26 protein-coding genes are annotated in these 25663 nt (G+C 63.1%); 11 read left to right on the forward strand and 15 right to left on the reverse strand.

From position 1 onward, the window contains the following. Nucleotides 1-248: 248 nt before the first annotated feature. Nucleotides 249-2036: an ABC transporter permease gene (locus CDV46_RS13590; protein ID WP_087723007.1), complete on the reverse strand. Its 1788-nt coding sequence runs from the start codon at nt 2034-2036 to the stop codon at nt 249-251. Nucleotides 2037-2351: 315 nt separating this feature from the next. Here CDV46_RS13590 and CDV46_RS13595 point away from each other — a divergent pair, with 315 nt between their 5' ends. Genes CDV46_RS13595 through CDV46_RS13605 form a run of 3 tightly spaced genes read left to right on the forward strand, consistent with a single transcriptional unit; the run spans nt 2352 to nt 4806 of the window. Continuing rightward, nucleotides 2352-3503, forward strand: coding sequence for an ABC transporter ATP-binding protein (locus CDV46_RS13595; RefSeq protein ID WP_087688273.1), 1152 nt, complete (start codon nt 2352-2354; stop codon nt 3501-3503). A 23-nt stretch (nt 3504-3526) separates the two neighbouring features. Then, nucleotides 3527-4321: a thymidylate synthase gene (locus CDV46_RS13600; protein ID WP_058379463.1), complete on the forward strand. Its 795-nt coding sequence runs from the start codon at nt 3527-3529 to the stop codon at nt 4319-4321. Further along, nucleotides 4318-4806: a dihydrofolate reductase gene (locus tag CDV46_RS13605; RefSeq protein ID WP_087688274.1), complete on the forward strand. Its 489-nt coding sequence runs from the start codon at nt 4318-4320 to the stop codon at nt 4804-4806. Before CDV46_RS13600 ends, CDV46_RS13605 begins: the two co-directional genes overlap by 4 nt. 79 nt (nt 4807-4885) lie before the next feature. Here the strand turns inward: CDV46_RS13605 and CDV46_RS13610 are convergent, their stop codons facing one another. The 7 genes from CDV46_RS13610 to pmbA form a co-directional block, all read right to left on the reverse strand. Continuing rightward, nucleotides 4886-6352 carry a sensor domain-containing diguanylate cyclase gene (locus CDV46_RS13610; protein ID WP_087723009.1) on the reverse strand — a complete coding sequence of 489 codons (1467 nt, stop codon included), beginning with the start codon at nt 6350-6352 and terminating at the stop codon, nt 4886-4888. 297 nt (nt 6353-6649) lie between these two features. Then, nucleotides 6650-7363 (reverse strand): ABC transporter ATP-binding protein, encoded by a 714-nt coding sequence (locus CDV46_RS13615; protein WP_087688276.1) that lies wholly within the window; start codon nt 7361-7363, stop codon nt 6650-6652. Beyond that, on the reverse strand, nt 7360-8160 hold the full coding sequence (locus CDV46_RS13620; RefSeq protein WP_087723011.1) for an ABC transporter ATP-binding protein: 801 nt from the start codon (nt 8158-8160) through the stop codon (nt 7360-7362). Before CDV46_RS13620 ends, CDV46_RS13615 begins: the two co-directional genes overlap by 4 nt. Nucleotides 8161-8178: 18 nt before the next feature. Then, nucleotides 8179-9054, reverse strand: coding sequence for a branched-chain amino acid ABC transporter permease (locus CDV46_RS13625; RefSeq protein WP_058379467.1), 876 nt, complete (start codon nt 9052-9054; stop codon nt 8179-8181). Nucleotides 9055-9067: 13 nt separating this feature from the next. Further along, nucleotides 9068-9949, reverse strand: coding sequence for a branched-chain amino acid ABC transporter permease (locus tag CDV46_RS13630; protein WP_058379468.1), 882 nt, complete (start codon nt 9947-9949; stop codon nt 9068-9070). Nucleotides 9950-10079: 130 nt separating this feature from the next. Further along, nucleotides 10080-11231 (reverse strand): ABC transporter substrate-binding protein, encoded by a 1152-nt coding sequence (locus tag CDV46_RS13635; protein WP_087688277.1) that lies wholly within the window; start codon nt 11229-11231, stop codon nt 10080-10082. Between the two features lie 218 nt (nt 11232-11449). After that, a complete protein-coding gene (gene pmbA / locus CDV46_RS13640) occupies nt 11450-12808 on the reverse strand; it encodes a metalloprotease PmbA (RefSeq protein WP_087723013.1) in 1359 nt (452 codons plus the stop codon). Between the two features lie 115 nt (nt 12809-12923). On the opposite strand from pmbA, the gene yjgA reads away from it, so the two are divergent. Beyond that, nucleotides 12924-13532: a ribosome biogenesis factor YjgA gene (yjgA, locus tag CDV46_RS13645; RefSeq protein WP_087688279.1), complete on the forward strand. Its 609-nt coding sequence runs from the start codon at nt 12924-12926 to the stop codon at nt 13530-13532. Continuing rightward, on the forward strand, nt 13529-14149 hold the full coding sequence (mog, locus tag CDV46_RS13650) for a molybdopterin adenylyltransferase (RefSeq protein WP_087723015.1): 621 nt from the start codon (nt 13529-13531) through the stop codon (nt 14147-14149). The genes yjgA and mog overlap by 4 nt, the downstream gene beginning before the upstream one ends. 128 nt (nt 14150-14277) lie before the next feature. Here the strand turns inward: mog and orn are convergent, their stop codons facing one another. Next, on the reverse strand, nt 14278-14901 hold the full coding sequence (orn, locus tag CDV46_RS13655) for an oligoribonuclease (protein ID WP_087723017.1): 624 nt from the start codon (nt 14899-14901) through the stop codon (nt 14278-14280). Between the two features lie 102 nt (nt 14902-15003). On the opposite strand from orn, the gene CDV46_RS13660 reads away from it, so the two are divergent. Both CDV46_RS13660 and rsgA read left to right on the forward strand, forming a co-directional pair. After that, complete coding sequence (locus tag CDV46_RS13660; protein ID WP_087723019.1) at nt 15004-16251, forward strand: M48 family metallopeptidase; 1248 nt, start codon at nt 15004-15006, stop codon at nt 16249-16251. Then, entirely contained in the window at nt 16248-17189 is a 942-nt protein-coding gene (gene rsgA / locus CDV46_RS13665; protein WP_087723020.1) for a ribosome small subunit-dependent GTPase A, read from the forward strand. The genes CDV46_RS13660 and rsgA overlap by 4 nt, the downstream gene beginning before the upstream one ends. 97 nt (nt 17190-17286) lie before the next feature. Here the strand turns inward: rsgA and CDV46_RS13670 are convergent, their stop codons facing one another. The 6 genes from CDV46_RS13670 to rpsP form a co-directional block, all read right to left on the reverse strand. Further along, entirely contained in the window at nt 17287-18225 is a 939-nt protein-coding gene (locus CDV46_RS13670) for a CobD/CbiB family protein (RefSeq protein WP_058379476.1), read from the reverse strand. A gap of 134 nt (nt 18226-18359) precedes the next feature. Next, nucleotides 18360-18953, reverse strand: a complete 594-nt coding sequence (locus CDV46_RS13675) for a CoA pyrophosphatase (RefSeq protein ID WP_249277517.1) — start codon at nt 18951-18953, stop codon at nt 18360-18362. A gap of 304 nt (nt 18954-19257) precedes the next feature. Then, nucleotides 19258-19644: a 50S ribosomal protein L19 gene (gene rplS / locus CDV46_RS13680; protein ID WP_058379478.1), complete on the reverse strand. Its 387-nt coding sequence runs from the start codon at nt 19642-19644 to the stop codon at nt 19258-19260. Nucleotides 19645-19745: 101 nt separating this feature from the next. Next, entirely contained in the window at nt 19746-20516 is a 771-nt protein-coding gene (gene trmD / locus CDV46_RS13685) for a tRNA (guanosine(37)-N1)-methyltransferase TrmD (protein WP_087688283.1), read from the reverse strand. 61 nt (nt 20517-20577) lie between these two features. Beyond that, on the reverse strand, nt 20578-21228 hold the full coding sequence (gene rimM / locus CDV46_RS13690; protein WP_087723022.1) for a ribosome maturation factor RimM: 651 nt from the start codon (nt 21226-21228) through the stop codon (nt 20578-20580). 127 nt (nt 21229-21355) lie between these two features. Beyond that, nucleotides 21356-21607 (reverse strand): 30S ribosomal protein S16, encoded by a 252-nt coding sequence (rpsP, locus tag CDV46_RS13695; protein ID WP_058379480.1) that lies wholly within the window; start codon nt 21605-21607, stop codon nt 21356-21358. A gap of 390 nt (nt 21608-21997) precedes the next feature. Between rpsP and CDV46_RS13700 the strand changes: the two genes are divergently transcribed. The 4 genes from CDV46_RS13700 (at nt 21998) to CDV46_RS13715 (ending at nt 25501) form a co-directional block, all read left to right on the forward strand. Next, nucleotides 21998-23074, forward strand: a complete 1077-nt coding sequence (locus CDV46_RS13700; protein WP_087723023.1) for a PQQ-dependent sugar dehydrogenase — start codon at nt 21998-22000, stop codon at nt 23072-23074. 195 nt (nt 23075-23269) lie between these two features. Next, nucleotides 23270-24073 (forward strand): META and DUF4377 domain-containing protein, encoded by an 804-nt coding sequence (locus tag CDV46_RS13705; RefSeq protein ID WP_176399079.1) that lies wholly within the window; start codon nt 23270-23272, stop codon nt 24071-24073. A gap of 9 nt (nt 24074-24082) precedes the next feature. After that, nucleotides 24083-24532 carry a hypothetical protein gene (locus CDV46_RS13710; RefSeq protein WP_087688287.1) on the forward strand — a complete coding sequence of 150 codons (450 nt, stop codon included), beginning with the start codon at nt 24083-24085 and terminating at the stop codon, nt 24530-24532. A gap of 27 nt (nt 24533-24559) precedes the next feature. Continuing rightward, nucleotides 24560-25501 carry a Rossmann-like and DUF2520 domain-containing protein gene (locus CDV46_RS13715; RefSeq protein ID WP_087723027.1) on the forward strand — a complete coding sequence of 314 codons (942 nt, stop codon included), beginning with the start codon at nt 24560-24562 and terminating at the stop codon, nt 25499-25501. Nucleotides 25502-25663: the final 162 nt, after the last annotated feature.

Here is a 25663-nt window from a genome sequence, read left to right on the forward strand (position 1 = left end):
TGCCGGTCCCTCCCAGGCGCCGCTAACGCATCGCTCCGGACACCAGAACGGCACTCCAGCCGCCGTCTGCCGTGTTGAACGATGCCTCAGGCGGCGGTGCCGACGCCATGGCCATGAACAGCCAACATTTGCAAATGACGATCGCAATCATTTTGTTGACGCTCAGTCTCCCCGGTAACGTTGCCGGGTCTGATTCGACTATAGTGCGGCGCTATCGCAGCGGCAACTGTTAAACGTTTCAGTATTTTTCAAGCACGCCGGGCGATCGCCCTGGCCAGCACCAGCACCGGCAGCAAGCCGACGGCCACGAGCGTGAGGGCCGGCACGGCGGCCTCGGCCAGCCGTTCGTCGGCGGCCAGATGACTCGTGACCACGGCGAGCGTGTCCATATTGAAGGGCCGCAGCGCCAGCGTGGCGGGCAGCTCTTTCATGACGTCGACAAAGACGAGCAGCGCGGCCGTCAGCACACTGCCGCGCAGCAACGGCAGATGCACGCGCCGCAGCATGGCCCAGCCGCCCACGCCGAGACTGCGCGAACTGGCGTCGAGATTGGGGGAAATTCTGGCGAAGCCTGCGTCCACACTTTGCAAGGCGGCGGGCAGGAATCGCACGAGATAGGCATAGATCAGCACGCCGGCCGTGCCCGCCAGCACCAGACCGTCTGCACCGAACAGGTCGCCAAGCCAGGTGTCTACCCGCAGCACGGGTGTGAGGATACCGAGTGCGATCACCGCGCCCGGAATCGCATAGCCCACGCCGACGAGGCGTACCGCCGCCCGCGTGGCCCGGCCCGGGGCCTGCCGCTGCGCGTAGCCGAGCACGATCGCGAAGACGCTCGCCACCAACGCCGCCGCGCCCGCCAGCCGCACGGTGTTGTAGACCCATTCTCCATAGCGCGACCACGGCACCTGATCGAGTTCCGAGACCGCCAGCCGAAGCATGATGACCGCCGGGAGAAGGAAACCGATGACCAGCGGCAACACGCAGACGAGGGTGGCCAGCCAGCCGCGTCCGCCCCTGAGCACCGTGCGGCGCGCCGTAGTCGGTGCCCGGCCCGGAGCCCCGTAGTAGCGCAGGCGTGCGCGGCCGCGCGCCTCCAGCATCAGCAGTACCAGCACGGCGGCCAGCAGACAGACCGAAAGCTGCGCGGCGGCAACGCGGTCGCCCATCGACAGCCACGCACGATAAATGCCGGTCGTGAACGTGGGCACCCCGAAGTAGGCGACGGCACCGTAGTCGGCGAGCGTCTCCATGAGGACGAGGGCCACGGCCGCCACCAGCGCCGGCCGCGCCAGCGGCAACGCCACGCGCCAGAACGCCTGCCACGGGGTGCAGCCCAGCGTGCGGGCCGCTTCGAGGAAGCGCTGGCTATGGTCGAGGAACGCCGTGCGCGCCAGCAGATACACATAGGGATAGAACGCCCCGGCGAAGACCCACGCCGCGCCGTACCACGAGCGGATCTCGGGGAATGCGCTCAGGCGGTCGACGCCCAGCGCCCGACGCAGCGCCGTTTGCACCGGGCCGGAAAACTGGAGGAAGTCGGTATAGGCGTAGGCCGTGACGTAGGCCGGCATGGCGAGCGGCAGAATCAGCGCCCATGCCAGCACACGCCGCCCGGGGAACGCGTAGTGCACGACGAGCCACGCACTCGACACGCCCATCACCAGCACGCCGACGGCCACGGCCAGCGAAATGCGCAGCGAATTCAGCGCGTACTCGGGCAAGACCGTGTCGAGCATGTGCAACAGGATGGCCCGCGTGTTGGCATCCCCGGCGCCCAGCGCGGCCACGATGCCGAACATCGGGACGAGGACGACCAGCGCCGGCAGCCAGGCGGCGAGCTGCCATACCCCTTTGCCGTGGCCCAGACGCAGACGTGCGACGCGCGGTGCACTCGGGGCCTCGTCAACGATGGCAGTCGATACCGCAGCGGATGCCGCAGCCCCGTCAATCGAACGGTTCTCCCGGTCGGCAGTCGGCCCGTGGGTGCGTTGGGCGAGGTCGGAAGCGGCGCGCGGCGGGGGCGTCGAGGGCATCGGCAAATCGAATTCAGTGGGTCGGTTGACGGATCAATCGGAACGTATGGGACACGTGGCACGGTCAGCACAGATGCCGATGCCCGCCCCGTGAGGGAACCGGCAGACGTTCACCGGTCTAAACGTGCTGTAAATTATACGCATTCGCAATCGCGTCTCTGACGCCCGGGTTGGCGGAAAGTGCCCGGCACGCATGGGGCGCGATTTCGGCTTGATGATTTGCCCGGACGATTTGCCCCGATAATTTGCCCGGATAACTGGCGTCGCGATTGTCTGCGCGTCTGTGTTGTTTTCCTCCTGAGCCCCTCGCCCTTCATGTCTCTGCCCTACCTGCTGCTCGATCACATCACCGTCACGTACGACACCGCCGGCCATGCCCACACGGCCGTGCGTGATCTGTCGCTGTCGCTTGCGCGTGGAGAAATCGGCTGCCTGCTCGGCCCGTCGGGCTGCGGCAAGACCACGGTGCTGCGCGCCGTGTGCGGATTCGAGCCGCTGGGCGGCGGACGTATCGTGCTCGACGGCCACGAAGTCGCCAACGCGCAGGCCAGCGAACCTCCTGAACGCCGGCACGTCGGTGTGGTGTTTCAGGATTACGCGTTGTTCCCGCATCTGAACGTGGCCCAGAACATCGGTTTCGGGCTGGGACGCATGCCGCGTGGCGAGCGAAATTCGCGGGTGGAAGACCTCGCCGAGCGCGTCGGCCTTGCCGGGGCGTTACGCAAGTATCCGCACGAGCTCTCTGGCGGCCAGCAGCAGCGTGTGGCGCTCGCCCGCGCACTCGCGCCTTCGCCAGCCCTGCTGCTGCTCGACGAGCCATTCTCGAATCTGGATCTCGACTTGCGCGAACGCCTTGCCGTGGAAGTGCGCGAAATCATTCGCGCCAGTGGTGCCACGGCCATTCTCGTCACGCACGATCAGCACGAAGCCTTCGCCATGGCCGACCGGATCGGGGTGATGCACGCGGGCGCCATTGCACAATGGTCACCGGCCCGTGCGTTGTGGCAGACACCCGCCAACCGCGTGGTGGCCGACTTTATCGGTCGCGGCACGCTGGTACCGGGGTCGTTTCGACAGCATGGCGGGAATAGTGAGCGCGGTGAGCATGGCGAGGCGGGCAGCATCGCTCTCGAAATCGGAGAAATCGCCACCACGCCTGCGCTGGCGGCGCAGTTGCAGCGTTCGGCATCGGGAGAAACGCCGTTTGCCGTCGATGTGCTGTTGCGGGCCGACGACATTACGCACGACCCGGCGAGTCCGTTCGAGGCCACGCTCGTGCGGCGGGCGTTTCGCGGGGCCGATCAGCTCTATACCCTGCGCCTCGCCTCGGGGCATGAAATCATCGCCCGCGTCGATGGCGATCTGACCCATGAACCGGGCGAGCGCGTGGGCCTGCGGCTCACCGTGCGGCACCCGGTGGCGTTTGCGGCGACCACTTCGGGGACACCGTCACCCGGAGGCTGGTAAAATCCGCCAAAACGGATGGACTTATGAAACAGTACCTCGACTTCATGCGCCATGTGCTCGACCATGGCACCGAAAAGACCGATCGCACCGGCACGGGCACGCGCTCGGTCTTCGGCTATCAGATGCGCTTCGACTTGCAGGCCGGGTTCCCGCTCGTCACGACCAAAAAGGTGCACACCAAGTCCATCGTGCACGAACTGCTGTGGTTCCTTCAGGGCAGCACGAACGTGCGCTACCTTCAGGAAAACGGTGTGTCGATCTGGAATGAATGGGCCGATGCGGACGGTGAGCTTGGCCCCGTCTACGGCGCCCAATGGCGCTCGTGGCCGACGCCGGACGGCAGTCACATCGACCAGATCACCCAGTTGGTCGACCAGATTCGCAAGAACCCCGACTCGCGCCGCCTGATCGTCTCGGCGTGGAACGTGAGCGAGATTCCGCGCATGGCGCTGCCGCCCTGCCACGCGTTCTTCCAGTTCTATGTGGCGGACGGCAAGCTGTCGTGTCAGTTGTATCAACGCAGTGCCGATATCTTCCTCGGCGTGCCGTTCAACATTGCGAGCTATGCGTTGCTCACGCACATGATGGCGCAGCAGACCGGGCTGGAAGTCGGCGACTTTATCTGGACCGGTGGCGATTGCCATCTGTACAACAATCACCTCGAACAGGTGCGCACGCAGCTCGCCCGCGAACCGTTCCCGCTGCCGAAGCTCGAAATCTCGCGCAAGCCGGACTCCATCTTCGATTACCGCTACGAAGATTTTCATATCGTCGGATACGAAGCGCATCCGCATATCAAGGCACCGGTGGCCGTATGACTTTGTTGACACTGGTGGTAGCCCGCGCCGAGAACGGCGTGATCGGGCGCGACAATCAATTGCCGTGGCGCCTGCCGGAAGATCTCGCGCACTTCAAACGCACCACGCTCGGCAAGCCGGTCGTGATGGGCCGCAAGACGTACGATTCGATCGGCCGTCCGTTGCCGGGACGCCGCAACATCGTGGTGTCGCGCAATGCCGACCTGAAGATCGAGGGTTGCGAGGTGGCAGGATCGCTGATCGACGCGATGCGGCTGTGTGTCGGTGCGGAAGAGATTTGTCTGATTGGCGGCGCGCAGTTGTATGCCGAGGCGCTGCCGAGCGCCGACAAGGTGATCGTCACGGAAATCGCGAAGGCGTTCGACGGTGACGCGCACTTCCCGGCGTTGGCCGCCGGGCAATGGCGCGAGACGGCGCGTGAAACGCACCACTCGCCGGCACCGAATGACTTCAACTACGCATTCGTGACCTACGAGCGGGTTTGACGCGGGCGTTGGTGCCTCTGTTTGACGCCACTCCCCTTATCGGTTCATCGCTTCACTGCTTCATCGCCCCATTCAGCCATCACGCGCTAAGGTTGCCGCGCTGCGCGTCGATGGCTGGGTTGGCGGCACTTCCCTCGCTCCCAGTACTCCCTGAATTGCCCGCGCTGTCGTCAACGCGTACCGCTATATGAATGCGGTCGCGTCCGAGACGTTTTGCCGCATAGAGCGCCCCGTCGGCCTGCGCGATCAGGCGCTCCGGCGTGTCACTGGCGTCGTTCGCTTTCGGCACGTGGGTCGCGCAACCGACACTCACCGTCACATAACCGAGCGGGCCGGGGCCGGGTCGCGCCAGCGCACGAACACTCTCTGTCACGCGCGTCGCCACGAACTGCGCACCGTTCACGTCGGTGTCCGGCAACACGATCACGAACTCCTCGCCGCCATAGCGCGCCACCAGATCCGTCGGGCGATGGGTCGCCCGCATGAGCGCCACGGCCACATTTTCCAGACACTCGTCGCCTACCGGGTGACCGTACAGATCGTTGTATTTCTTGAAGTGATCGACGTCGACCATCAGTAGCGACAACGGCCGTGCGGTACGGCGGGCCAATTCGAAATCGTGGGGAAACCGTTCGTTGAAATAACGACGGTTGAAGATGCCGGTCAGCGCGTCTCGATTGCTGTATTCGATCAGGCGCAGGTGCGCACGCGTCAACTCGCGATAGAGCCGCGTCACTTCCCATACCAATACACAAACGAGCAGTCCCGGTGCCGACATGCTGAACAAGCGCGCCAGATACCAGCCCAGCGAGAAGCGCACCGTGCTCATCAGACTGAGGAGCGTATCGGTCACGCAGGCGAGCACGGCAAGGGCTACCCATACGTCGAGCACCGTGCGCAGGCGCCCCAACGACAGCACGCCGCCAAGCGCCGCCAGATTCAGCAGCAGCAGGACGAACGCGGCACCGCTATCGGAGAAATCGCCGGGAGCGGTCGCCGGGGCCAGCGCCGGCGGCAGCGGTACGGCAAGGGCCGTCAGACACAGCAGCGCCGCCACGATGAGCGGCAGGCCGACGAACATCCATGTGGCCCGCCCGGGCGGCGGTAACTGCGTGATCGACTGCGGTGTGAACAGACGCCGCGAGACCATCGCGACGAGCACCAAAATGGGGAAACCGGCGTGCCAGAACACCCAGATCCAGCCGGACGTGCTCGGGCGGGCGCCGAACAGGCCCTGCGGCGAAAACAGCCCCGGATAGGTCAGCAACTGCATGGCCACGGTGAGTGCGGCGAAGGCGTAGGCACCTGCCAGCAACCCGTAGACGGGCAAGCGGCTGACTTGGAATTGTGCGGCGAGGAGAAACGAGACGATAGTGGCCGTCGTGAAGACGGTCAGCCCGCACATCGGCAGGAACGGCGCCACGGCCGGCAACGGCGACGTCGCCTGCGGGGCAGTGAGCACGAGTGCGCAGAGAATGACGAGCGCCAGACAGCCAGCGAACGCTAGTTGCGCACGCGACGCACGCTCCATGAGAAAGCCGTCCATGAATGTCCTTTCTGCCCGTTTTCACGCAGCATGCACCAATTCTGGTTGGCTGCCAATTGGCACACAGGCAATCGCCTTTCCTTACCCTTAGCGGCACGGCACGCGATCCGTTACCCGTCGCCGCCCTCGCTCCCGTCAGCGCCGAACAATATGAAAACGGCATCGACGGCGGGTGTTTCACCCACCGTCGATGCCGCTGACGTGGCCATCCAACCGACGACGAGAGATCGACGTCATATCGGTGCCACCCGAGCATGGGGGACGGGGCAAACGCCCCATGCCCCGTGCCCCGTCGCATCAACCGCCCAAATACGCCTCCAGCACACGCGGGTTGTTGAGCAGATTGCGACCGGTGTCGTCGAGCACAACCTTACCGGTCTCAAGCACGTAGCCGTGTTGCGCGATCTTCAGCGCCTGACGCACGTTCTGCTCCACAAGGAAGATTGTCAGCCCGTCGGCGTTGATTTCCTTGAGCGTGTTGAAAATGCCCTGCACGATGATCGGCGCCAGCCCCATCGACGGCTCGTCGAGCAGCAGCAACCGCGGACGCGCCATCAACGCACGGCCGATCGCCAGCATCTGCTGCTCGCCGCCCGACAAGTTGCCGGCCATCTGCTCAAGGCGCTCCGACAGACGCGGGAATCGCTCCAGCACCTTGTCGAAGTCCGCCTTGATGTTCTGCCGGTCGCGGCGCGTGTACGCCCCGAGCTCAAGGTTCTCGCGCACCGACATCGTCGTGAGCGTGGCACGGCCTTCGGCCACCTGCACCAGCCCGCGCTGCACGATCTTGTTCGGGGCCAGACCACCGATGTCCTCGCCTTCGAACACAATCGTGCCGCCTTGCTTCTTGATCAGACCGGACAGCGCGAGCAACGTCGTCGACTTGCCCGCCCCGTTGGCGCCCACGAGCGAGGTGATCTCGTGTTCGCGCAACGAGAAATCGACGCCCTTCACGGCCTCGATGTGCCCATAGCCCACCTTCAGGCCCTTCACTTCGAGCAATGCGCTCATACCTTGTCCTCCCCGCTGGCTGCGAGTGCGGCGATATCTTCATCGTCATCGCGGCCCAGATAAGCCTCGATCACTTGCGGGTTGTTCTTGATCTCGTCCGGGTTGCCTTCGGCGATGATGCGGCCGAAGTTCAGCACCGCGATACGCTCGCACAGGCCCATCACGAAACGCATGTCGTGCTCGATCATGAAGATCGTGTAACCGCGCGCCTTGATGTTCTCGATCTCGCTCATGAGATCGACCTTTTCACCCGTGTTCATGCCGGCCACCGGCTCGTCGAGCAGCAACAGCTTCGGCTCGGTTGCCAGCGCGCGGGCAAGTTCGAGCTTGCGCTGATCGCCGTACGACAGGTTGTCGGCGATGTCGTACGCCTTGTGATCGAGCTTCACCCACGAGAGCAACTCGTGCGCACGTTCGCGCGAGCGCTTCTCCATATCGCGAAAGCCCGGCAGCGAGAGCAGCAACCCGGCCGGTCCGTACGTGAGATGGCGGTGCATCCCCACCACCACGTTCTCGATCAGCGTCATCTCCTTGAAGATGCGGATGTTCTGGAACGTGCGGGCAATGCCGCGTTGCGTGATCTTGTGCGGCTTCTGCCCCACCAGACTCTCGCCGTTGAACGTGATGCTGCCGCCGGTCGGCTGCAACAGGCCGGTGATCAGGTTGAACACCGTCGTCTTGCCGGCGCCGTTCGGTCCGATCAACCCGAAGATGGTGCCCTGTGGCACCTCGATATTCACGTCCTGCAATACGTGCAGGCCGCCGAATCGCTTGGAAATATTAGTCAGCTTGAGCATGTCGTATCCCCTGTCCGCTTACGTGGAAGAGGCCGAACGCGTCTTGCCGGCGCGGAACCACCGGCGAAAACGTGTCGGGTCCCAGATGCCCTTGGGCAGGAACAACACGATCAGCACCAGAATCAGCCCGTTGACCACAAGACGGAAATCGTTGAACGCGCGCAGCATCTCCGGCAACAGCGTCAGGATCGTGCTGCCGAGCACCGGGCCCACGAGACCGTTGATACCGCCGAGAATTGCCATCGTCAGAATCTCCACGCCACGATCGAAGCCGTACTCGTTCGGGCCGATGAAGAACGTCAGATGCGCATTGAGTGCACCGGCCAGACCCGCCAGCACGGCACCCAGCACGAACGCCAGCATCTTGTAACCGGTGACGTTGATGCCCATGAGGCCCGCCGCCGTCTCGTCTTCCTTGATGGCTTCGAACGCACGGCCGATCTTGGAGCGGCGCAGACGCCACAGCACGGCCAGCGTGATCACCACGGCGCCGGCCACATGCCACCACTGCGTGAGTTGCGGGATGCCGTTCAGGCCGAGCGCGCCGCCGGTCAGGTCTTCGGTGTTCAGGATCAGCACACGCACGACTTCGCCGAAGCCGAGCGTGGCCATCGCCAGATACACACCCGACAGGCGCAGCGTCGGCTTGCCGATGATGAACGCGACGAGTGCCGGTGCGGCCATGCCACCGGCGAGCGACACCGCGAAAGGCATCTCGTAGTTCATCGTCAACAGTGCCGCCGTGTAAGCGCCAATGCCCATGAACGCCGCATTCGCCATCGCGAGCATGCCGCACGAGAGCGTGAGGTAAATCGACAGCGCCAGCAGCGCATTGGTGCCCAACGTCAGCACCAAATTGCTGTACACCGCCCAGAAATTATTGAACCAGTCCATTGCGCCCCCGTAATTACGCTTTGCGTTCGAGCACTTTGCCGAACAACCCCTGCGGACGCACCAACAGGATCAGGAACAACAAGCCGAACGCCACGGCGTCGCGCATGTTCGAGCCGATATAGGCCACCGACATCACCTCGGCAAACCCGAGGAACAGGCCACCGATCATCGCGCCGCGAATGTCGCCCATGCCGCCCAGAATGATCACCGCGATGCCCTTGTGCAGCATCGGCTGGCCCATCAGCGGGAACACCGCGTTCGAGTACAGCCCGATCAGCACGCCGGCCATACCGCCCAGCCCGGCTGCCGCAAACGACGTCGCGAGGAACAGGCCTTCGACGTTGATGCCCAGCAGGTAAGCGGCCTTCGGCGACTCGGCAATCGCGCGCAACGCGCGGCCCAGTTGCGTCTTCTTGATCGTGGTGATGAGCAGCGCCATCAGTGCGAACGAGACGAAGATGATCACCAGTTCCAGCACGGTCATGTGCACGCCGGCCACCGTGAGGGTGTCTTGCGGAACCAATTCGTACGGGAAGCGCAGGTTCTCTGCACCGAAGATGCCCTGAATACCGTTGTTGAGCAGAATGCCCACGCCGATGGTGGCGATCATCGGAATCAGGTGAGGCGCACCGCGCTTGCGCAGCGGCTTGAGCACGAGCACGTCGATGAGCAGCCCGAGCAGACCGCTGACGATCACCGCCGTGATGATGGCCGCCCACAGCGGCAGATGCAGACGTGCGACAGCCTGAAGGGCGGCGTACGCGCCGACCATGAAGACCGCGCCGTGCGAGAGATTGATGACGCCGAGAATGCCGAACACGAGTGTGAACCCGAGCGCGAACAAGGCGTACACGCACCCGAGGGAGAGCGCGTTGACGAGTTGCTGTTCCAGCATGGTGTGTATTCCAGCCTGAGGGACGAAGACGCCTGCCGAGAGGGGGCGCGGCATGCGCCAGAAACGCCGATGGGCGTAGCGCCTTTCGGCCCTACGCCCATGCGGACTTCTTCAAGTACTGCCGGGCTGCTTACTTCTCGATGACGTACTTGCTGCCCTTCGTCACGCTGACGATCGGCGCTTGTTTTGCGTCATAGCCAGCCGGCTTGCCGTTCTTGCCCATTGCCTGGCGGAACGCGAAAGCACCGGTCGCGCCTTCGTGCGTCACGCTCGGCAGCGCGTCGCGCAGTGCCTTGCGGTCGGCGTCCAGATTGCCCGAGATCTTCACGTTCTTGAGCGCGCCAGCGGCGATGTACATGGCGTCGTAGGCTTGCGCAGCGAACTGGTCCGGCGACACCGAGTACTTGGCCTTGTAGGCTGCGATGAACTTGGTGTTGGCCGGCGTGTTGTTCTCGATCGACCACGGGCTACCCACCCACAGGCCATCCGAGCTGCCCTTGGCCAAATCGAACACCTTGACCGAGTTCATGCCGTTGCCGCCGATGAACGGCACGTTGATACCCAGTTGACGGGCCTGCACCATGATCGGCGCGCCTTCAGCGATCAGTGCCGACAGCACGATGGCGTCCGGGTTGCTGGCCTTGATCTTCGTGAGCTGCGCCTTGAAGTCCACGTCGCCCTTGGCGAACGTCTCGGTCGTCGTGACCGGGATCTTCAGGTCTTCCAGCGCCTTCTTGAAGTTGTCGTAGCCGCTCTTGGTGAACACGTCGTCGTTGCCGTACAGCACCGCGACCTTCTTGATGCCCGCGTGCTTGGCCGCGACCTTGATGGTCTCCGGCAGCACGTCGGCTTCGGTCACCGAGTTACGGAAGATGAAATCGCCGATCGACGTGATGCCGTCAGCCGTGTTCGACGTGCCGAAGGCGACCGTCTTGCCGGCTTGCGCGATCGGATCGGCAGCCTGTGCCGAGTTCGACAGCGTGGGGCCGAACACCATCAGCACCTTGTCCTGGAAGATCAGCTTCTTGAAAACGTTGATCGCTTCTTCCTTCTTGCCTTGCTCGTCTTCGACTTGCAGTACAAGTTTGTTGCCATTGACGCCGCCGGCGGCATTGATCTCGTCAGCCGCGAGCTGGAAACCGTTCTTGATGGCCGCGCCATATTGCGCAGCGCCGCCCGACAGTGCTTCGGCCACGCCGATCTTCAGATCGGCTGCGTGGGCCGCAGCCACCATCCCCGTGGCGACAAGTGCAGCCAGCAACTTGGTCATGGTGCTTTTCATGAGTGCTCTTCCTCCAATACCTAGTCTCTAGTTATGAGAAGGCGCGCCTTGTGAGCGCGCCCATTACCCTAACTACCGTATTCGTTCTTAAACCATGGCTTAAGAAAACCCCTAAGGATAACGCAAACTATCGCGAACGGACACGGCAATTGGGTTTTTGCCCCGTCCTGGCGCATAAATGCAACGCGTTTGTGGCGCCAGAATGAGATTTCGCAGCATCAATGACCGGCAATGGTCATTTGTTCAATCAGGATTGACCCCACCTCTTTGGTGCCACGCACGAGCGTGTCGGCACCGATGGCGACGATCTGACGGAACATGTCGTTCAGGTTGCCGGCCAGCGTGATTTCTTCCACCGGGTACTGGATTTCGCCGTTCTCCACCCAGAAACCCGACGCGCCACGCGAATAATCGCCCGTCACGTAGTTCACGCCCTGCCCCATCAGTTCCGTGACCAGCAGGCCCGTGCCGAGCTTACGGAGCATGGCGCGGAAATCGTCGGCCGGCGCGGTGAGCTTGCTATACATCCGCAGGTTGTGCGAGCCGCCGGCGTTACCGGTCGTCTGCATACCGAGCTTGCGTGCCGAGTACGTCGAGAGGAAGTAACCTTGCACCACCCCATCGGTGACCACGTCGCGGGCGCGGGTTTTCACACCCTCTTCGTCGTACGGGGCACTGCCCATCGCGCGCGGCACGTGCGGGTCTTCATGAATACCCACGTGATCGGCAAACACCGGCTTGCCCAGCGTGTCGACGAGGAACGTGGCTTTGCGATACAACGCGCCACCGCTCACGCCCTGCACGAAGGCGCCCAGCAGACCGGCGGCGAGCGGTGCCTCGAACAGCACTGCGCACTTGCGGGTCGAGAGCTTGCGAGCATGCAGGCGCGCCAACGCACGTTCGGCGGCGTAACGGCCCACGGCTTCCGGCGACGCCAGATCTTCGGCGGCGCGCTTGGACGTGTACCAGTCGTCACGTTGCATGTGGCTGCCGGAGCCCGCAATCGGCGAGACCGACAGATAGTGACGCGAATACGGGTAACCCGACAGGAACCCGCGCGTAGTGCCGAGCAGGAACTGGGAATGCTGCGCCGAAACGCTCGCCCCTTCCGAGTTGCGGATGAGCGGGCTCACGTCGAGCGCGCTCTTTTCCGCGCGGCGAGCGAGTTCGACGGCGTCGTCAGCCGTGATGCGCCACGGATGGAATAGCGACAGGTCCTGCGGGTGTGTTTCGAGCAGTTCTGCCTCGGCGAGGCCCGCACAGTCGTCTTCTGCGGTGAATCGGGCGATATTGAAAGCGGCGTCGACCGTGTCGTGCAGCGCTTTGCGCGAGAAGTCCGAGGTGCTGGCATTGCCACGGCGCTGGCCGATGAACACCGACACGCCGACGAGCTTGTCGCGATTGCGCTCGATGGTCTCGACCTTGCCGCGCCGCACCGAGACCGACAGGCCGTCGCCCTCGGAAATCTCGGCGGCCGCGTCGGTAGCGCCTAGCGAACGGGCGTATTGCAGTACGTCGCTGACGATTTCCTTGAGTTGATCCTGGGTATGCGTGAAGTGCTGGGTCGCTTGGGACATCGGCGCGATTGGGTCAGTAGCTGAATAGGAACCGCCATCTTAGCGCGACTTCCGTACCGTCGTACGAGGGGGTTGCAACTATTTGGACGGCGTGAGCCGCGTTACAATAGCGCCCATGACGCACAATCACCGCAATAACCAACCCGCCGAGTCCGAACTTCTCTACGAAGGTCCGAGTAAATCCCAGCGCAAGCGCGAGTCGCACGCGTTGCAGGATCTTGGCGCAGAACTGGTCAACCTGTCCAAAGACGCGCTGGCGCGCGTCCCCATGTCCGAAAAACTCGATCAAGCCGTGCGCGACTGCCGCAAGATCACTGCGCATGAGGGCCGCCGCCGTCAGATGCAGTACGTCGGCAAGGTCATGCGCTCGCTCGATGAGTCTGAAGTCGAAGCTATCCAGCGCGCCCTCGACGTGATCAATGGCGTGTCGAAAGCCGAAACCGCCAAGCTGCACGCCCTTGAGCGCTGGCGCGATCGCCTGCTCGCCAAGGACGAGGCGCTGACGGAACTGCTCGCCCAGCACCCGGACGTCGATGGCCAGCACCTTCGCACCCTCATTCGCAACGCCCGCCGCGAGCAAGCCGCACAAAAGCCGCCCAAGGCCTTCCGCGAGCTGTTTCAAGCGCTCAAGGATTTGCTGTCCAGCAGCGCGGACAGCAGCGACAAGTCGGACGACGCCGATGACGATCTGCCGGAATTCCCGGTGCGTGAGGACGATCGATGATCACGCGCGCGCATCCGGATGAGCTGCGCGTCGGGCTGGTCTCGATCAGCGACCGCGCCAGTCAGGGCACGTATGAAGATCAGGGCATTCCGGCATTGCAGGCCTGGCTCGGCAGCGCCCTGACGTCGCCGTGGGTGGCCGAGACGCGCCTGATTCCCGATGACGCCGATGGCATCACTGCCACATTGATCGAACTCATCGACACGATGCAGTGCGATCTGGTGCTCACCACCGGCGGCACCGGCCCGGCACGTCGCGATGTGACGCCCGAGGCGACGCTGCGTGCCGGCACGAAAGAGATGCCGGGTTTTGGCGAGCAGATGCGCCAGATCAGCCTGCGCTTCGTGCCGACGGCGATTCTGTCGCGTCAGGTCGCCGTGATCCGCGAAACACCGGCGCACGCCGCGCTCATCATCAATCTGCCGGGTCAGCCGAAGTCGATCAAAGAGACGCTGGAAGGTCTGCGCGATGCCGACGGCAAGTCGATCGTGCCGGGCATTTTTGCCGCCGTGCCGTATTGCATCGACCTGATCGGCGGGCCGTACATCGAAACCGATGAGGCCGTTTGCAAGGCGTTCCGCCCGAAAACCGCCATTCGCGCGCCGAAGCCGGCCTGAGCCGGCCCGCGTCGGCTTGCGTCGACATGGGGCTGCGACGGATTCTCCTCACCGTTCCAACGGAAAACACGATAAAAAAACGCCAGCATTTCGCTGGCGTTTTTGTTTGGCCGTGTGACTGAGATGGATCAGGCAGCCGCGTCGCTACCGGGCACGGTCGTTTTCAGGAAATGTTCGCGGTAGTACACGAGTTCGTCGATCGACTCATGAATATCGGCCAGCGCGGTATGCGCCGCGCGCTTGCTGAAACCCTTGTACACCGTGGGCTCCCAGCGGCGGCACAGCTCCTTGAGCGTGCTGACGTCGAGATTGCGGTAATGGAAGAAGGCTTCCAGCTTGGGCATGTAACGCGCCATGAAGCGGCGATCCTGGCAGATCGAATTGCCACACATCGGCGACTTGTTGGGCGGCACGTACTGCGACAGGAACTCAATCAATTGCAATTCTGCCGAAGCTTCATCGATCAGTGACGCCTTGACGCGATCGATCAGCCCCGAGCGGCCATGGGTGCCCTTGTTCCAGTCGTCCATACCGTCGAGCACGGCGTCGGACTGATGGATCGCGAAAACCGGGCCTTCGATGCGACGCGTCAGTGCCGAATCGGTCACAACGACGGCGACTTCGATGATACGGTCGCTATCCGGCTGCAAACCGGTCATTTCCATATCGAGCCAGACCAGATTGAACTCGGCACGCGCGAGCGTCTTTTCGCCTTCGGCAGATGCGGAATTTTGGGACGGAATGGCAGACATGATCGGAAGACTCTTTAAAACGCGTCGGTTGGCGACCGGTAAGGCGCCTGGCCGGTCGAAAGAACTTATAATTCTCGCATACTTCAGTTTCCTCTTAGGCGCATGTTCACTTATCTCTTCGTGATCTTCCTGCTGGCCATGGTCATGACCAAGTTGTGGCTGGCGGCCCGTCAGATCCGCCACGTGGTCGCCCATCGTGCCGCTGTCCCCGAGCGTTTCGCCGGCACGATCACGCTGACCGATCACCAGCGCGCGGCCGACTATACGGTCGCCCGCACGCGGCTCGGCATGGCCGAAATCTTCGCGCAGGCCGTGCTGCTGGTCGCACTGACGCTGCTCGGCGGCCTGAACCTCCTGCATATCGGCATCACCGAGTGGCTGGGCGACGGTTATCTGGCCCAGATCTCGCTGATCGGCGCCGTGCTGCTCATCTCCGGCCTCGTCGATCTGCCGTTCACGTACGTGCGCCAGTTCGTGATCGAGCAACGGTTCGGCTTCAATCGCATGTCGATCGGGCTGTTCATCGTCGATCTGATCAAGGGCACCGCCGTTGGCGTCGTGCTGGGTCTGCCGCTGCTCTTCGTCGTGCTGTGGCTGATGGAGCGCGCCGGGCCGCTGTGGTGGCTGTACACCTGGGTCGTGTGGGTTGCCTTCAACCTGTTCGTGCAGTTCATCTTCCCGCACGTCATCGCGCCGATGTTCAACAAGTTCGAACCGCTGGCGGACGTCTCGCTGGCCGAACGCATCGAAGGATTGATGAAGCGCTGCGGTTTCGCCGCACGTGGACTGTTCGTCATGGACGGCTCCAAGCGCTCGGCCCACGGCAATGCCTACTTCAGCGGGTTCGGACGTGCCAAGCGGATCGTCTTCTTCGACACGCTGATCGAGCGCCTCTCGCCTGCGGAAATCGAAGCCGTGCTTGCCCACGAGTTGGGGCACTTCAAGCGCCGCCATATCACCAAGCGTCTCGTCGTCGCCTTCGCCCTCTCGCTCGCGTTCCTGGCCCTGCTCGGCTGGCTCACCGGCCGCACATGGTTCTACACCGATCTGGGGGTGATGCCGTCGATGATGGGCAGCAACAACGCCCTCGCGCTGGTGCTCTTCTTCCTGGTGTTGCCCGTGTTCGGCTTCTTCGCGAGCCCGTTGAGCAGCCTCACGTCGCGCAAGCACGAGTTCGAAGCCGATGCGTTCGCCGCCAGCCAGACACAAGCCAGCGACCTCATCAACGCGTTGGTGAAGCTGTATCAGGACAATGCGTCGACGCTCACGCCCGATCCGGTCTACACCGCGTTCTACTATTCACACCCGCCCGCCTCGCAGCGCATCGACCGACTGCTGGGGCACGCATGAAGCGCGGCGCAAAAGTGAAGGCGGCCCTGCCCGCCACGACCGCAGAAGCCCGCCGACTCGGCCGGGTCGCCGCCGCCCACGGCCGACACTACGTGGTCGAAGCCGACGATGGCGAGACGGTGCTGTGCTTCCCCCGGGGGAAAAAGAGCGAGATTGCCGTGGGCGATGAAGTGGCTTGGGCACGCACGGGCGATCAGGGTGTGATCGAAGAAATTCTGCCGCGCCGTAATCTGCTCTACCGTTCGGATCAGTTCAAAAGCAAGCTGTTCGCGTCGAACATCGATCAGTTGGTGATCATGCTCGGCACCGAACCGTATTTCAGTGAAGACCTGCTCGGCCGGGCACTGGTGGCCGCCGAGGCCAACGAACTGCACCCGCTCGTCGTGCTCAACAAGACAGACGTCGCCGCCGCATTGCCGGCGGCACGCGAGCGTCTCGCGCCCTACCGGGCGTTGGGCTATGAAGTGCTGGAGTTGTCGGTACGCGCCGATCCGGAGGCCGCCCAAGCGATGCTGCTGCCGCGACTGGCGCACAAGGCTTCGCTGCTGCTGGGGCAGTCGGGGATGGGCAAGTCGAGCCTGGTGAACCTGCTGGTCCCCAACGCCGCTGCGGCCACGCGTGAAATTTCGACGGTGCTCAATTCCGGCAAACATACGACGACGTTCACGCGGATTTTCCATCTCCCCGACGGTGGCCTGCTGATCGACTCGCCGGGGTTTCAGGAATTCGGCCTGCACCACCTCAAGGAGGGCGTGCTCGAGCGTGCGTTTCCGGAATTCCGTCCGTTGCTCACCGGTTGCCGCTTCTACAACTGCCACCACCTGAAAGAGCCCGGTTGCGCCATTCTCGCGGCTGTTGCCGATGGCCGAATCTCCCAGCAACGCCATGCCCTGTATGCCCAACTCGTGCATGAGTCGGAGCAGGAAGTGCCCTATTGAGTCGGGCAACTGACTCGATGCCGAGAAATGAAAAACCCCGCCGAAGCGGGGTTTTTTCACGGATAGCCGTTCGTCCGCAGTTCGCCCGCAGTTCTCCTCAACCGAGCCAGACGGCGAGCGTCAGCAGCAAGAGCAACAGCATCCACAGCAAGACAGCACGCCACACCAATCCGACAGCAGCCTGAAGCGTACGTGGCGTGCATTCGCCACCGACGGGCAGCACGGCATCATCACCTTGATTGAGCGCATCGATGCTCGAGACCTCTGCCAACGGGCCGGTCAACCGGGCGCCCAAGGCACCACTGCCTGCGGCCAGCAAAATACCCTCATTCTCGTTCGGCCACTGCTTGGCGTAGTGGCGCCAGGCGTAGATGGCGTCTTCGAAATTACCGACGATGGCAAAGCCGATGGCCGTCATGCGGGCCGGCACCCAATCGATCACATAGAAGGCTTTACGGGCAAACGCGCCAAATGCCGGGCTGCGGTCCGGGGCAGGCTCGGTCCAGCGGCGTGACAGATATTCCGCCAACCGGTACAGCACGGCGCCTGCGGGGCCGATCGGGATGAGGAACCAGAAGAACACGCCGAATACGTGGCGGTGCGATGCAATCACGGCGTGCAGCAACGTATGACGCACGATCTCGTCGACCGGCATGTCGACCGTGTCGATACCGATCCACTGGCGGAGAATTTCGCGCGCTTCGTTGACGTTGTCGTTGTTGAGCGCGACGTGAATGTCGGTGAAGTAGTGGCTGAACTGGCGAAAGCCCATCGTCAGGTAGACGATCAGCACGTTCCACGCAAAGCCCAGCAGGATGTTCACCCGCATGAGCAGGTAATAGACCACGCCGACCACCAGCACGAACGGCACCACCACGACCAGCCACGCCAGCACGCCATGACGCGGTTGACCCGCGTCGAACGATTGGGAGGTGTGCGTCGCGTGGGAGCGAATCAGGTTGTAGATCGGGTTTTGCGTGGAGAGCGCACGCACCTGCTCGAGGATCAGCGCGAGGAGTACCGAAAAGAATGTCATGCGTGCGATCGGGTCACCGGACGGAATGACGTAACGATAGCACAGCTTCTCGCGAATGCCCGTGCCATGCGCCTTCGCGACGCATTCGAACTGCGTTTCACACAAGCGAATTGCGCAACTTTGGTCCGAGTACGTCAGGCGCGCAGCAGTTGATAGAAATTTCGCAGCATGCCGGCCGTCGCGCCCCAGATGAAATACTCGCCGCCGGCCGGTCTCGGATACGGCATCGCGTAAAAGCGTCGTTCACCGACTTGATAGTTGAAGACCCGAATCTGGTGATGCGCCGGGTTCATCAAAAAATCGAGCGGGACTTCGAAGATCTCATCGACCTCACCCGCGTCGGCCACGAGTTCGATCGACGGCCTGACCAAGCCGACGACAGGCGCAACACGAAACCCGGTGCCGGTAACGTAGTCCGGCAATCGCCCGATCACTTCGACGGCGCCGGAGTCGAGCCCGATCTCTTCACGCGACTCGCGCAATGCCGTCGCGATCGGCGTCGGATCATCCGGCTCACGACTCCCGCCGGGGAAACTGACTTGCCCGGCGTGGGTGCTCAGGTGTTGCGTGCGCTGGGTGAGCAGCACCGTCAGGCCCTGCGGACGCATGACCAGCGGCACCAGCACGGCGGCAGCACGTGGCGTAAAAAGCGCAGGGGAGACAACTTCGATAGCACCCGCATCGGGTGTCCAGACTGGCGGGCTGGCGAGACGGTCACGCAGGGCCATGGGGGTCAGTCGCTCAGCCGGCACCGCAGCCTCCCCCTCGCCTGTCGAGACGATGGGCAATGCTTCAGGATGCAGGATAAGAGGTGGCGCCACGTAGGCCTTTGAGGGACGTATAACGTTGCTATTTTACCGGGGAAGCGTCGACCGCGTATGCGCGAAGAAAAATCCGATTCTCTGCGCAATTCGAGCGATTCGACCGTGGTGATGTGCTGCCACATACGAAAAAAGCACCCCAAGGGGTGCTTTTTCCATACGACTTTTGCTGTGCCCGGCCACGAGGTCGCCAGGCACGGCAGCGTCCGACTTACTGCGCAGCGACGGTCTTGCTCTTGTACGTGAGCTTTTCCTTGATACGTGCCGACTTGCCCGAACGCTCACGCAGGTAGTACAGCTTGGCGCGACGAACGTCACCACGACGCTTGACTTCGATGCTGGCGATCAGCGGCGAGTACGTCTGGAACGTACGCTCAACGCCTTCACCCGACGAAATCTTGCGAACGATGAAGGCCGAGTTCAGGCCACGGTTACGCTTGGCGATCACGACGCCTTCGTAAGCCTGCACACGCTTGCGCGTGCCTTCAACAACGTTCACGTTGACGATCACGGTGTCGCCCGGGGCGAATTCGGGAATCGTCTTCGACGCGGTCAAACGCGCGATTTCTTCTTGCTCGATCTGTGCGATCAGATTCATTTACCACTCCTTGTGCCATCGTATCGGCGTTCTACCGGCAAGCCGGCCCCGACAGAGGATGGGTTCAAACCGAATGCCGCCCCCATGGCGACACCCGTTGCCTACTTCGCCGACGAATCGGCGGCGAGGCTTGCCAGCCATGCCTCATCGGCACGACTGAGCAATCCGTTGGCACGCGCGCTCTCGATCATATCGGGGCGCTTGCGCCAGGTATTGGTCAACGCCTCGCGGCGCCGCCACTTCTCAATCTCGGCGTGGTGCCCGCCCAACAGGACGTCGGGCACGCGCACACCTTCGTATTCTTCAGGCCGCGTGTAGTGCGGGCAGTCGAGCAAGCCATTCACAAAACTGTCCTGCTCGGCCGATTGCGAATCGTTCAGTGCGCCCGGCAGCAGCCGGATTAGCGAATCCATCAGTGCCATCGCCGGCAGCTCACCGCCCGACAGCACGAAGTCGCCAACGCTGACCTCTTCATCCACCACACGATCGACCAGACGCTGATCGATGGCTTCGTAACGGCCGCACAACAAGATCAGACCCTGCTCCTGCTCGCGCAACTCGGTCACCCGGCGATGCGTGAGCGGCTTGCCTTGCGGCGACATCAACAGCACGCGTCCACGCGCCACACCGGCTTCGGTCTGCGCAGCTTTCGCCGCAGCGATCGCGTCTTCCAGCGGCTTGGCGAGCATGACCATGCCCGGCCCGCCACCGTACGGACGATCGTCGATCGTGCGATAGCTGTTGTGCGTGAAATCACGCGGATTCCAAAACCGCAGGTCGTAACGCGACTGCTTGAGTGCCCGGCTGGTAACGCCCCAGTCGGTCAGTGCCCGAAACATCTCGGGAAATAGCGTGACGACGTCAAACTGCATCAGGCCGGTTCCGTCCAGAGTTGCCCGGGTCAAAACGGCCCCGGGCGGTCATTCGGTCATCTCAGTAGTCGAGACCCCAATCGGCCACAATGCGCCCCGCCTCGGTATCGACGGTCTGCACATACTGGCCAACAAAGGGAATCAGGCGCTCGGCAGTTTTTGCCGGTTTGCCATCAGCCGCCGGCACGTCGTAGGCCACTCGCAACACGGTATGTACCCCGTTATCGAGCAAACCGACAACCTTGCCGAGCGATTCGTCCTGGAGATTCGTTACCTGAGCGCCAATAAGGTCGACCCAGTAAAACTCGTCTTCGTCTGCCGTCGGAAACGCACTGCGCGGCACCCACACCTGAAAGCCCTTGAGGGCTTCGGCGGAGGTACGGCTGTCGCTGCCGCGCAAGTGCGCTACAACAGTGCCGGAGTGTCCCCGGCTTTGCAGCACTTCGGCCGTGCGGAAGGTCGTATCACCGGGACGCTGGAGATACCAGGTGTCGGCGGTCAACAAACCTTCACCATCGCCCCCGTGCGGCTGCACCTTGATCCAGCCTTGAATCCCGTAAGCGTCGCCAATATAGCCAAGCTCGACAAGATCGTCGGGGACTTCGGTAGCAGGCGCGAGCACCTGCGCCGCGTCCGTGCCAGCGGCACTTCGCGCGTCAGCACCGATTTTCAGCGGTACCCGCGCACCTGCGGGTCGAACGGAACGAACCATGCCAATCCAACGTTAAGACGAACACACGGCGATGCCTGTCCCGAATCGCTCCGGAACAGGCATCGCCGTTCAATTCTTATGCCGCCAGAAAACCGACAGCAATGCGTACTGCTTGATCAGCAAAAGCTTAGGCAGCAGCCTTCGGAGCTTGCTTGATCAGGCGAGCCACGGTCGGCGACAGTTGTGCGCCAACGCCTTGCCAGTAGGTCAGACGGTCTTGAGCGATGCGCAGACCTTCCGTGCCTTCAGCGGCGACCGGGTTGTAAAAGCCAATACGTTCGATGAAACGGCCATCGCGACGATTACGCGAATCGGTAGCAACGATGTTGTAGAACGGGCGCTTCTTCGCGCCGCCGCGAGCCAGGCGGATAACGACCATAATAAATCCTTGAATCCAGAAGTGTTCGGACAGAAAACGCGTGATTATAGCGCAAAAACCTCGTCAAAACAAACACATCCCCGGGAACCGTCGAGAGCGGGCCGCGCGTCGCCCGTGTTGTGTTGCGCATTGGACACCGCCGAGGCGCCATGTTGCTGGTCTACAATGTGCGCATCCTGTGCGAGAAGCGAGTCCGGCATGCGACGATTTCCCGATGGATGGCAGCCCTCTTTGCGCCGGCAACGGCCTGTGAAGACCGCCCCGACACCCACCTTATCGACCTTACCCATCTTATTCGCCCGGCCCACCATATTCGCCCGGCGCATCAGACTCAGCCAGTTCCCCCGGTTCGCGCAGCACCTCCTTTACCTGCTGGCCGGCCTGCTGGCGATGACACCGGCCTTCGCCAAGGCGCGCGACGCCCTCCCCATCGAACAACTTGTCCTGCCTCCGGGTTTCTATGTCGAAGTCCTGTCCGATCAGGTGCCCGGTGCACGCGGCATGGTACTCGGCCCCAAAGGCACGTTGTTTGTCGGCAGCCGTGGCGAAGGTAATGTCTACGCGATCACCCTCGACCCATCGCGCGCCTATGCGGCCAAAGTGCGAACCGTGGCGTCGGGCCTGAACATGCCGGTCGGCGTCGCGATGCGCGACGGTGCGCTATATATATCAGCGGTCTCGCGCATCCTGCGGCTCGACAACATCGAAGATCGCCTCGACAACCCCGGCCAGCCTGCCGTTGTCTACGCCAAACTCCCGTCCGAAACCCACCATGGCTGGCGTTACATTGCCTTCGGCCCGGACCAGCGCCTGTATGTTGGCGTCGGCGCACCATGCAACGTCTGCAAACGCGATGAAAGCCGGTACGCCATGATCGGCAGCATGCGGCCCGACGGCAGCGACTGGCGCGTTGTCGCGCGAGGCGTGCGCAACACGGTCGGCTTCGACTGGCAACCGGGCACGAATACGTTGTGGTTCACCGACAACGGCCGCGACATGATGGGCGATGATGTTCCCGACGACAAACTCAACCGCCTTACGCGCGCCGGCGAGCATTTCGGCTTCCCCTACTGCCACGCCGGCAACGTCGCCGATCCTGAGTTTGGTCGCGAGAAATCGTGCACAACATTCACACCGCCCATGGCCAAGCTCGGCGCGCACGTCGCGGCACTCGGCATGCGCTTCTATACAGGCAAGCAGTTCCCGGAAGACTATCGCGGCAATATTTTCATCGCGGAGCATGGCTCCTGGAACCGGTCGCGCAAAGTCGGCTACCGCGTCATGCGGGTCGTGCTCGATGCCAAAAGCAACGTCGTGAAGCAGGAAGTTTTCGCGCAGGGCTGGCTCGGTGCCGACGAGTCTGTCTGGGGCCGCCCGGTTGACCTGCTGACGCTCCCCGATGGCTCACTGCTCATCAGCGATGATCATGCAGGCGCCATCTATCGCATTACGTACCGCAAACCGTAAGGGGCTGCGATGACGCATCAACATCGTTTGACGCTCACACCCAGTCAACGCTTCCCGGTCAGGGAAGGAACTGACCTCGGCCACTATCTGTCAACATCCCATGGTATTCACGGCACCGCCCGGGCGTTTCACCCCGTGCCCCGCGCGACGCTTGCGCCGTCCCTGCCCTCTCCCTCACTCCGCCCATTCAAAATCATGACCCAACGCCTACCCTCCTCATTTGCCTCATATCTCGCCATGTTGCTCGTGCCCGCCGCGATGTTGGCCGGCTGTGCCGCCCCCTCAGGCGGCGGCGCCACGCCTCCGACGACCGGTGACAGCAACGTGACGGCAGCCGCGACAACACCGGCCGATATCCTCGGCACTTGGCAGTTGGTCCGTTGGGAAGGCGCCAATGACATTCCGAGCTTGCCGGAAGGTCGCGTGATCAATCTCACGTTCAACGACAAGGGCGCGTTCTCCGGCACCGGCGGATGCAATCGTATTTTCGGCCAGTACACGGTCGGTCCAGCCAACGGACAGGTGAGCCTGAAAGCGCCGGCAGCGACCCGCATGGCTTGCCCGGACTCGATGGCGTTTGAAGACCGCTATCTCAAGACGCTGCCGCGCGTCGCGCGCTTCGAGCGCCGCGACACCCAACTGATTCTGAGTGCGCCGGGCGGCGAGACGCTGACGTATGCATCGCAGACCTTGCTCAATCGCCCGGTTGCCGGGACCACTGGCGCGTCCAAGACGGAAGATCGCGTGCTCGATGTCGACTCGCAAATGGCAGACTGTGTTGGCGTTGGGCCGCGCAAGTGCCTTCGTGTGCGCACGGCCGACGATTCCGGCAAAGCCCCGTGGGAACTCTGGTACGCGCACATCGATGGCTTCGACTGGAAGCCCGGCGTAGAATACCGCGTGAAAATTCACGGCGAGCCTGTCGACAATCCGCCCGCCGACGCTTCGAGCATGCGCTGGACGCTGGTCGAAGTCATTCGTCAAACGCCCACCCGATAACCGTCCCTGATGAGCGCTCTCACCTATAAATCCAAAACCCTGACCGCCGGCCTGGCGATGCTGTTCGGCACGCTCGGTCTGCACCGCTTCTATCTGTATGGCCTGCGCGACCCGTTTGGCTGGGCGCACATCGTGGGCTCGGCCTGCGGCGTGGCGGGGTGGGGTTTGTTGGTGACGAGCGATCTCGGTTCCACCGCAGGCTGGGTGCTGACGATTCTGGGGGCTATCTCCCTGTTCTCGGCGTTTCTCTCGGCCATCGTCTACGGGCTTCGTCCTGACGAGCGCTGGGACCAGCAGTTCAACCCGGGGGCGACGATCCGTTCGCGTTCGGGCTGGACTGCGGTCATCATCGTGAGCGTGTCGCTCTTCGTTGGCGCCATGCTCATGATGGTAGGTTTCGCTGTCGCGTTTCAGACGTACTTCGAGACGCACGACACGCCCAACCGCCTGTCGCAGTAACCGCATCCGCTTCGGCGCGTCAGCACGATGAACTCCTCCCCCCCGAATGATCGACGGCCAACGCTGGGCTTCATCGGCGCTGGCCGCGTCGCGAAAGCCCTGTCGACCGCGGCGGCGCATGCGGGATACGAAGTGACCGCTGTCGCGAGCCGCAACGCCGGCACCGCACAAGCCCTCGCGGCCCAATTTCCGCAGTGCAACGCTATCGCCGCCGACGACGCGCGTGGTGTGAATGCTGTTTTCGATCACGCTGACCTCGTTTTCCTGACGGTGCCCGACGACGCGCTTGCGTCCTGCGCAGCGACGCTCTCGCCTGCCGACAACCAAGCCCTCGTTCATTGCAGCGGCGCCTCGGAAGTCGAGTTGCTGCGGCCCGCAGCGAAGCACGGCGCGCATATCGGCGGCTTCCATCCGCTGTTCCTTTTTGCCGGACTCGCCGACGACGCCACGCGCATGGCCGGCAGCGCCATCACCGTCGAAGCCGACCCCGCACTCGCGACGACCCTGCGTGTGCTGGCCAGCGCCATCGGCTGCCGCCCGCTGGAAATTCCGGCCGGGGAACGCATGCGATATCACGCAGGCGCCAACTACGCGGCGAGCTTCCTGCTCTGTCTGCTGGAAGAAGCGACGGAACTCTGGCGGGCTATCGGCATGCCCGAGAACGATGCCAAAGAGGCAATGTGGCCGCTCGTCATGGGCACCCTCAATGCCGCGCGTGAGCGTGGACTTTCGGGTGCACTTGCAGGCCCCGTCTCTCGCGGCGACGCCGGCATCGTGACCCGCCACACCGAGGCGCTCGCCAGCATGGGCGGCAATCACGCCACGCTGTACTCGTTGCTGACGCTTCGTGCGATTCGGCTCGCGCGGCAGCGCCCCAACGCGGACGACGCCGCGCTCGACGCCATCGCCCGCGCCATCGCCCCCTACGTGCCGCCGGTCTCGCCGGTCGCCCCCAAAGACACGCCGTAGGCCTATCCATCTGGCCCACGCCTGCGCCCAGTCGACCATTAGCGCCCCGCCCCATCCGCAGTTAGTCATCTTCGCCCCTCCGCCAAATACTGTATAAAAACACAGTATAATGACAAGCATTCCCTATGGATTCCCGTCAACAGGAATCCGGACTGCAAGCAA

Source organism: Pandoraea sp. PE-S2T-3 (assembly GCF_002179965.1).
Classification (GTDB): domain Bacteria; phylum Pseudomonadota; class Gammaproteobacteria; order Burkholderiales; family Burkholderiaceae; genus Pandoraea.

Coding starts and splice junctions, on each gene's coding strand:
- CDV46_RS13590 (WP_087723007.1), bottom strand. CDS start 2,036: ATGCCCTCGACGCCCCCGCCGCGCGCCGCTTCCGACCTCGCCCAACGC.
- CDV46_RS13595 (WP_087688273.1), top strand. CDS start 2,352: ATGTCTCTGCCCTACCTGCTGCTCGATCACATCACCGTCACGTACGAC.
- CDV46_RS13600 (WP_058379463.1), top strand. CDS start 3,527: ATGAAACAGTACCTCGACTTCATGCGCCATGTGCTCGACCATGGCACC.
- CDV46_RS13605 (WP_087688274.1), top strand. CDS start 4,318: ATGACTTTGTTGACACTGGTGGTAGCCCGCGCCGAGAACGGCGTGATC.
- CDV46_RS13610 (WP_087723009.1), bottom strand. CDS start 6,352: ATGGACGGCTTTCTCATGGAGCGTGCGTCGCGTGCGCAACTAGCGTTC.
- CDV46_RS13615 (WP_087688276.1), bottom strand. CDS start 7,363: ATGAGCGCATTGCTCGAAGTGAAGGGCCTGAAGGTGGGCTATGGGCAC.
- CDV46_RS13620 (WP_087723011.1), bottom strand. CDS start 8,160: ATGCTCAAGCTGACTAATATTTCCAAGCGATTCGGCGGCCTGCACGTA.
- CDV46_RS13625 (WP_058379467.1), bottom strand. CDS start 9,054: ATGGACTGGTTCAATAATTTCTGGGCGGTGTACAGCAATTTGGTGCTG.
- CDV46_RS13630 (WP_058379468.1), bottom strand. CDS start 9,949: ATGCTGGAACAGCAACTCGTCAACGCGCTCTCCCTCGGGTGCGTGTAC.
- CDV46_RS13635 (WP_087688277.1), bottom strand. CDS start 11,231: ATGAAAAGCACCATGACCAAGTTGCTGGCTGCACTTGTCGCCACGGGG.
- pmbA (WP_087723013.1), bottom strand. CDS start 12,808: ATGTCCCAAGCGACCCAGCACTTCACGCATACCCAGGATCAACTCAAG.
- yjgA (WP_087688279.1), top strand. CDS start 12,924: ATGACGCACAATCACCGCAATAACCAACCCGCCGAGTCCGAACTTCTC.
- mog (WP_087723015.1), top strand. CDS start 13,529: ATGATCACGCGCGCGCATCCGGATGAGCTGCGCGTCGGGCTGGTCTCG.
- orn (WP_087723017.1), bottom strand. CDS start 14,901: ATGTCTGCCATTCCGTCCCAAAATTCCGCATCTGCCGAAGGCGAAAAG.
- CDV46_RS13660 (WP_087723019.1), top strand. CDS start 15,004: ATGTTCACTTATCTCTTCGTGATCTTCCTGCTGGCCATGGTCATGACC.
- rsgA (WP_087723020.1), top strand. CDS start 16,248: ATGAAGCGCGGCGCAAAAGTGAAGGCGGCCCTGCCCGCCACGACCGCA.
- CDV46_RS13670 (WP_058379476.1), bottom strand. CDS start 18,225: ATGACATTCTTTTCGGTACTCCTCGCGCTGATCCTCGAGCAGGTGCGT.
- CDV46_RS13675 (WP_249277517.1), bottom strand. CDS start 18,953: ATGGCCCTGCGTGACCGTCTCGCCAGCCCGCCAGTCTGGACACCCGAT.
- rplS (WP_058379478.1), bottom strand. CDS start 19,644: ATGAATCTGATCGCACAGATCGAGCAAGAAGAAATCGCGCGTTTGACC.
- trmD (WP_087688283.1), bottom strand. CDS start 20,516: ATGCAGTTTGACGTCGTCACGCTATTTCCCGAGATGTTTCGGGCACTG.
- rimM (WP_087723022.1), bottom strand. CDS start 21,228: ATGGTTCGTTCCGTTCGACCCGCAGGTGCGCGGGTACCGCTGAAAATC.
- rpsP (WP_058379480.1), bottom strand. CDS start 21,607: ATGGTCGTTATCCGCCTGGCTCGCGGCGGCGCGAAGAAGCGCCCGTTC.
- CDV46_RS13700 (WP_087723023.1), top strand. CDS start 21,998: ATGACACCGGCCTTCGCCAAGGCGCGCGACGCCCTCCCCATCGAACAA.
- CDV46_RS13705 (WP_176399079.1), top strand. CDS start 23,270: ATGACCCAACGCCTACCCTCCTCATTTGCCTCATATCTCGCCATGTTG.
- CDV46_RS13710 (WP_087688287.1), top strand. CDS start 24,083: ATGAGCGCTCTCACCTATAAATCCAAAACCCTGACCGCCGGCCTGGCG.
- CDV46_RS13715 (WP_087723027.1), top strand. CDS start 24,560: ATGAACTCCTCCCCCCCGAATGATCGACGGCCAACGCTGGGCTTCATC.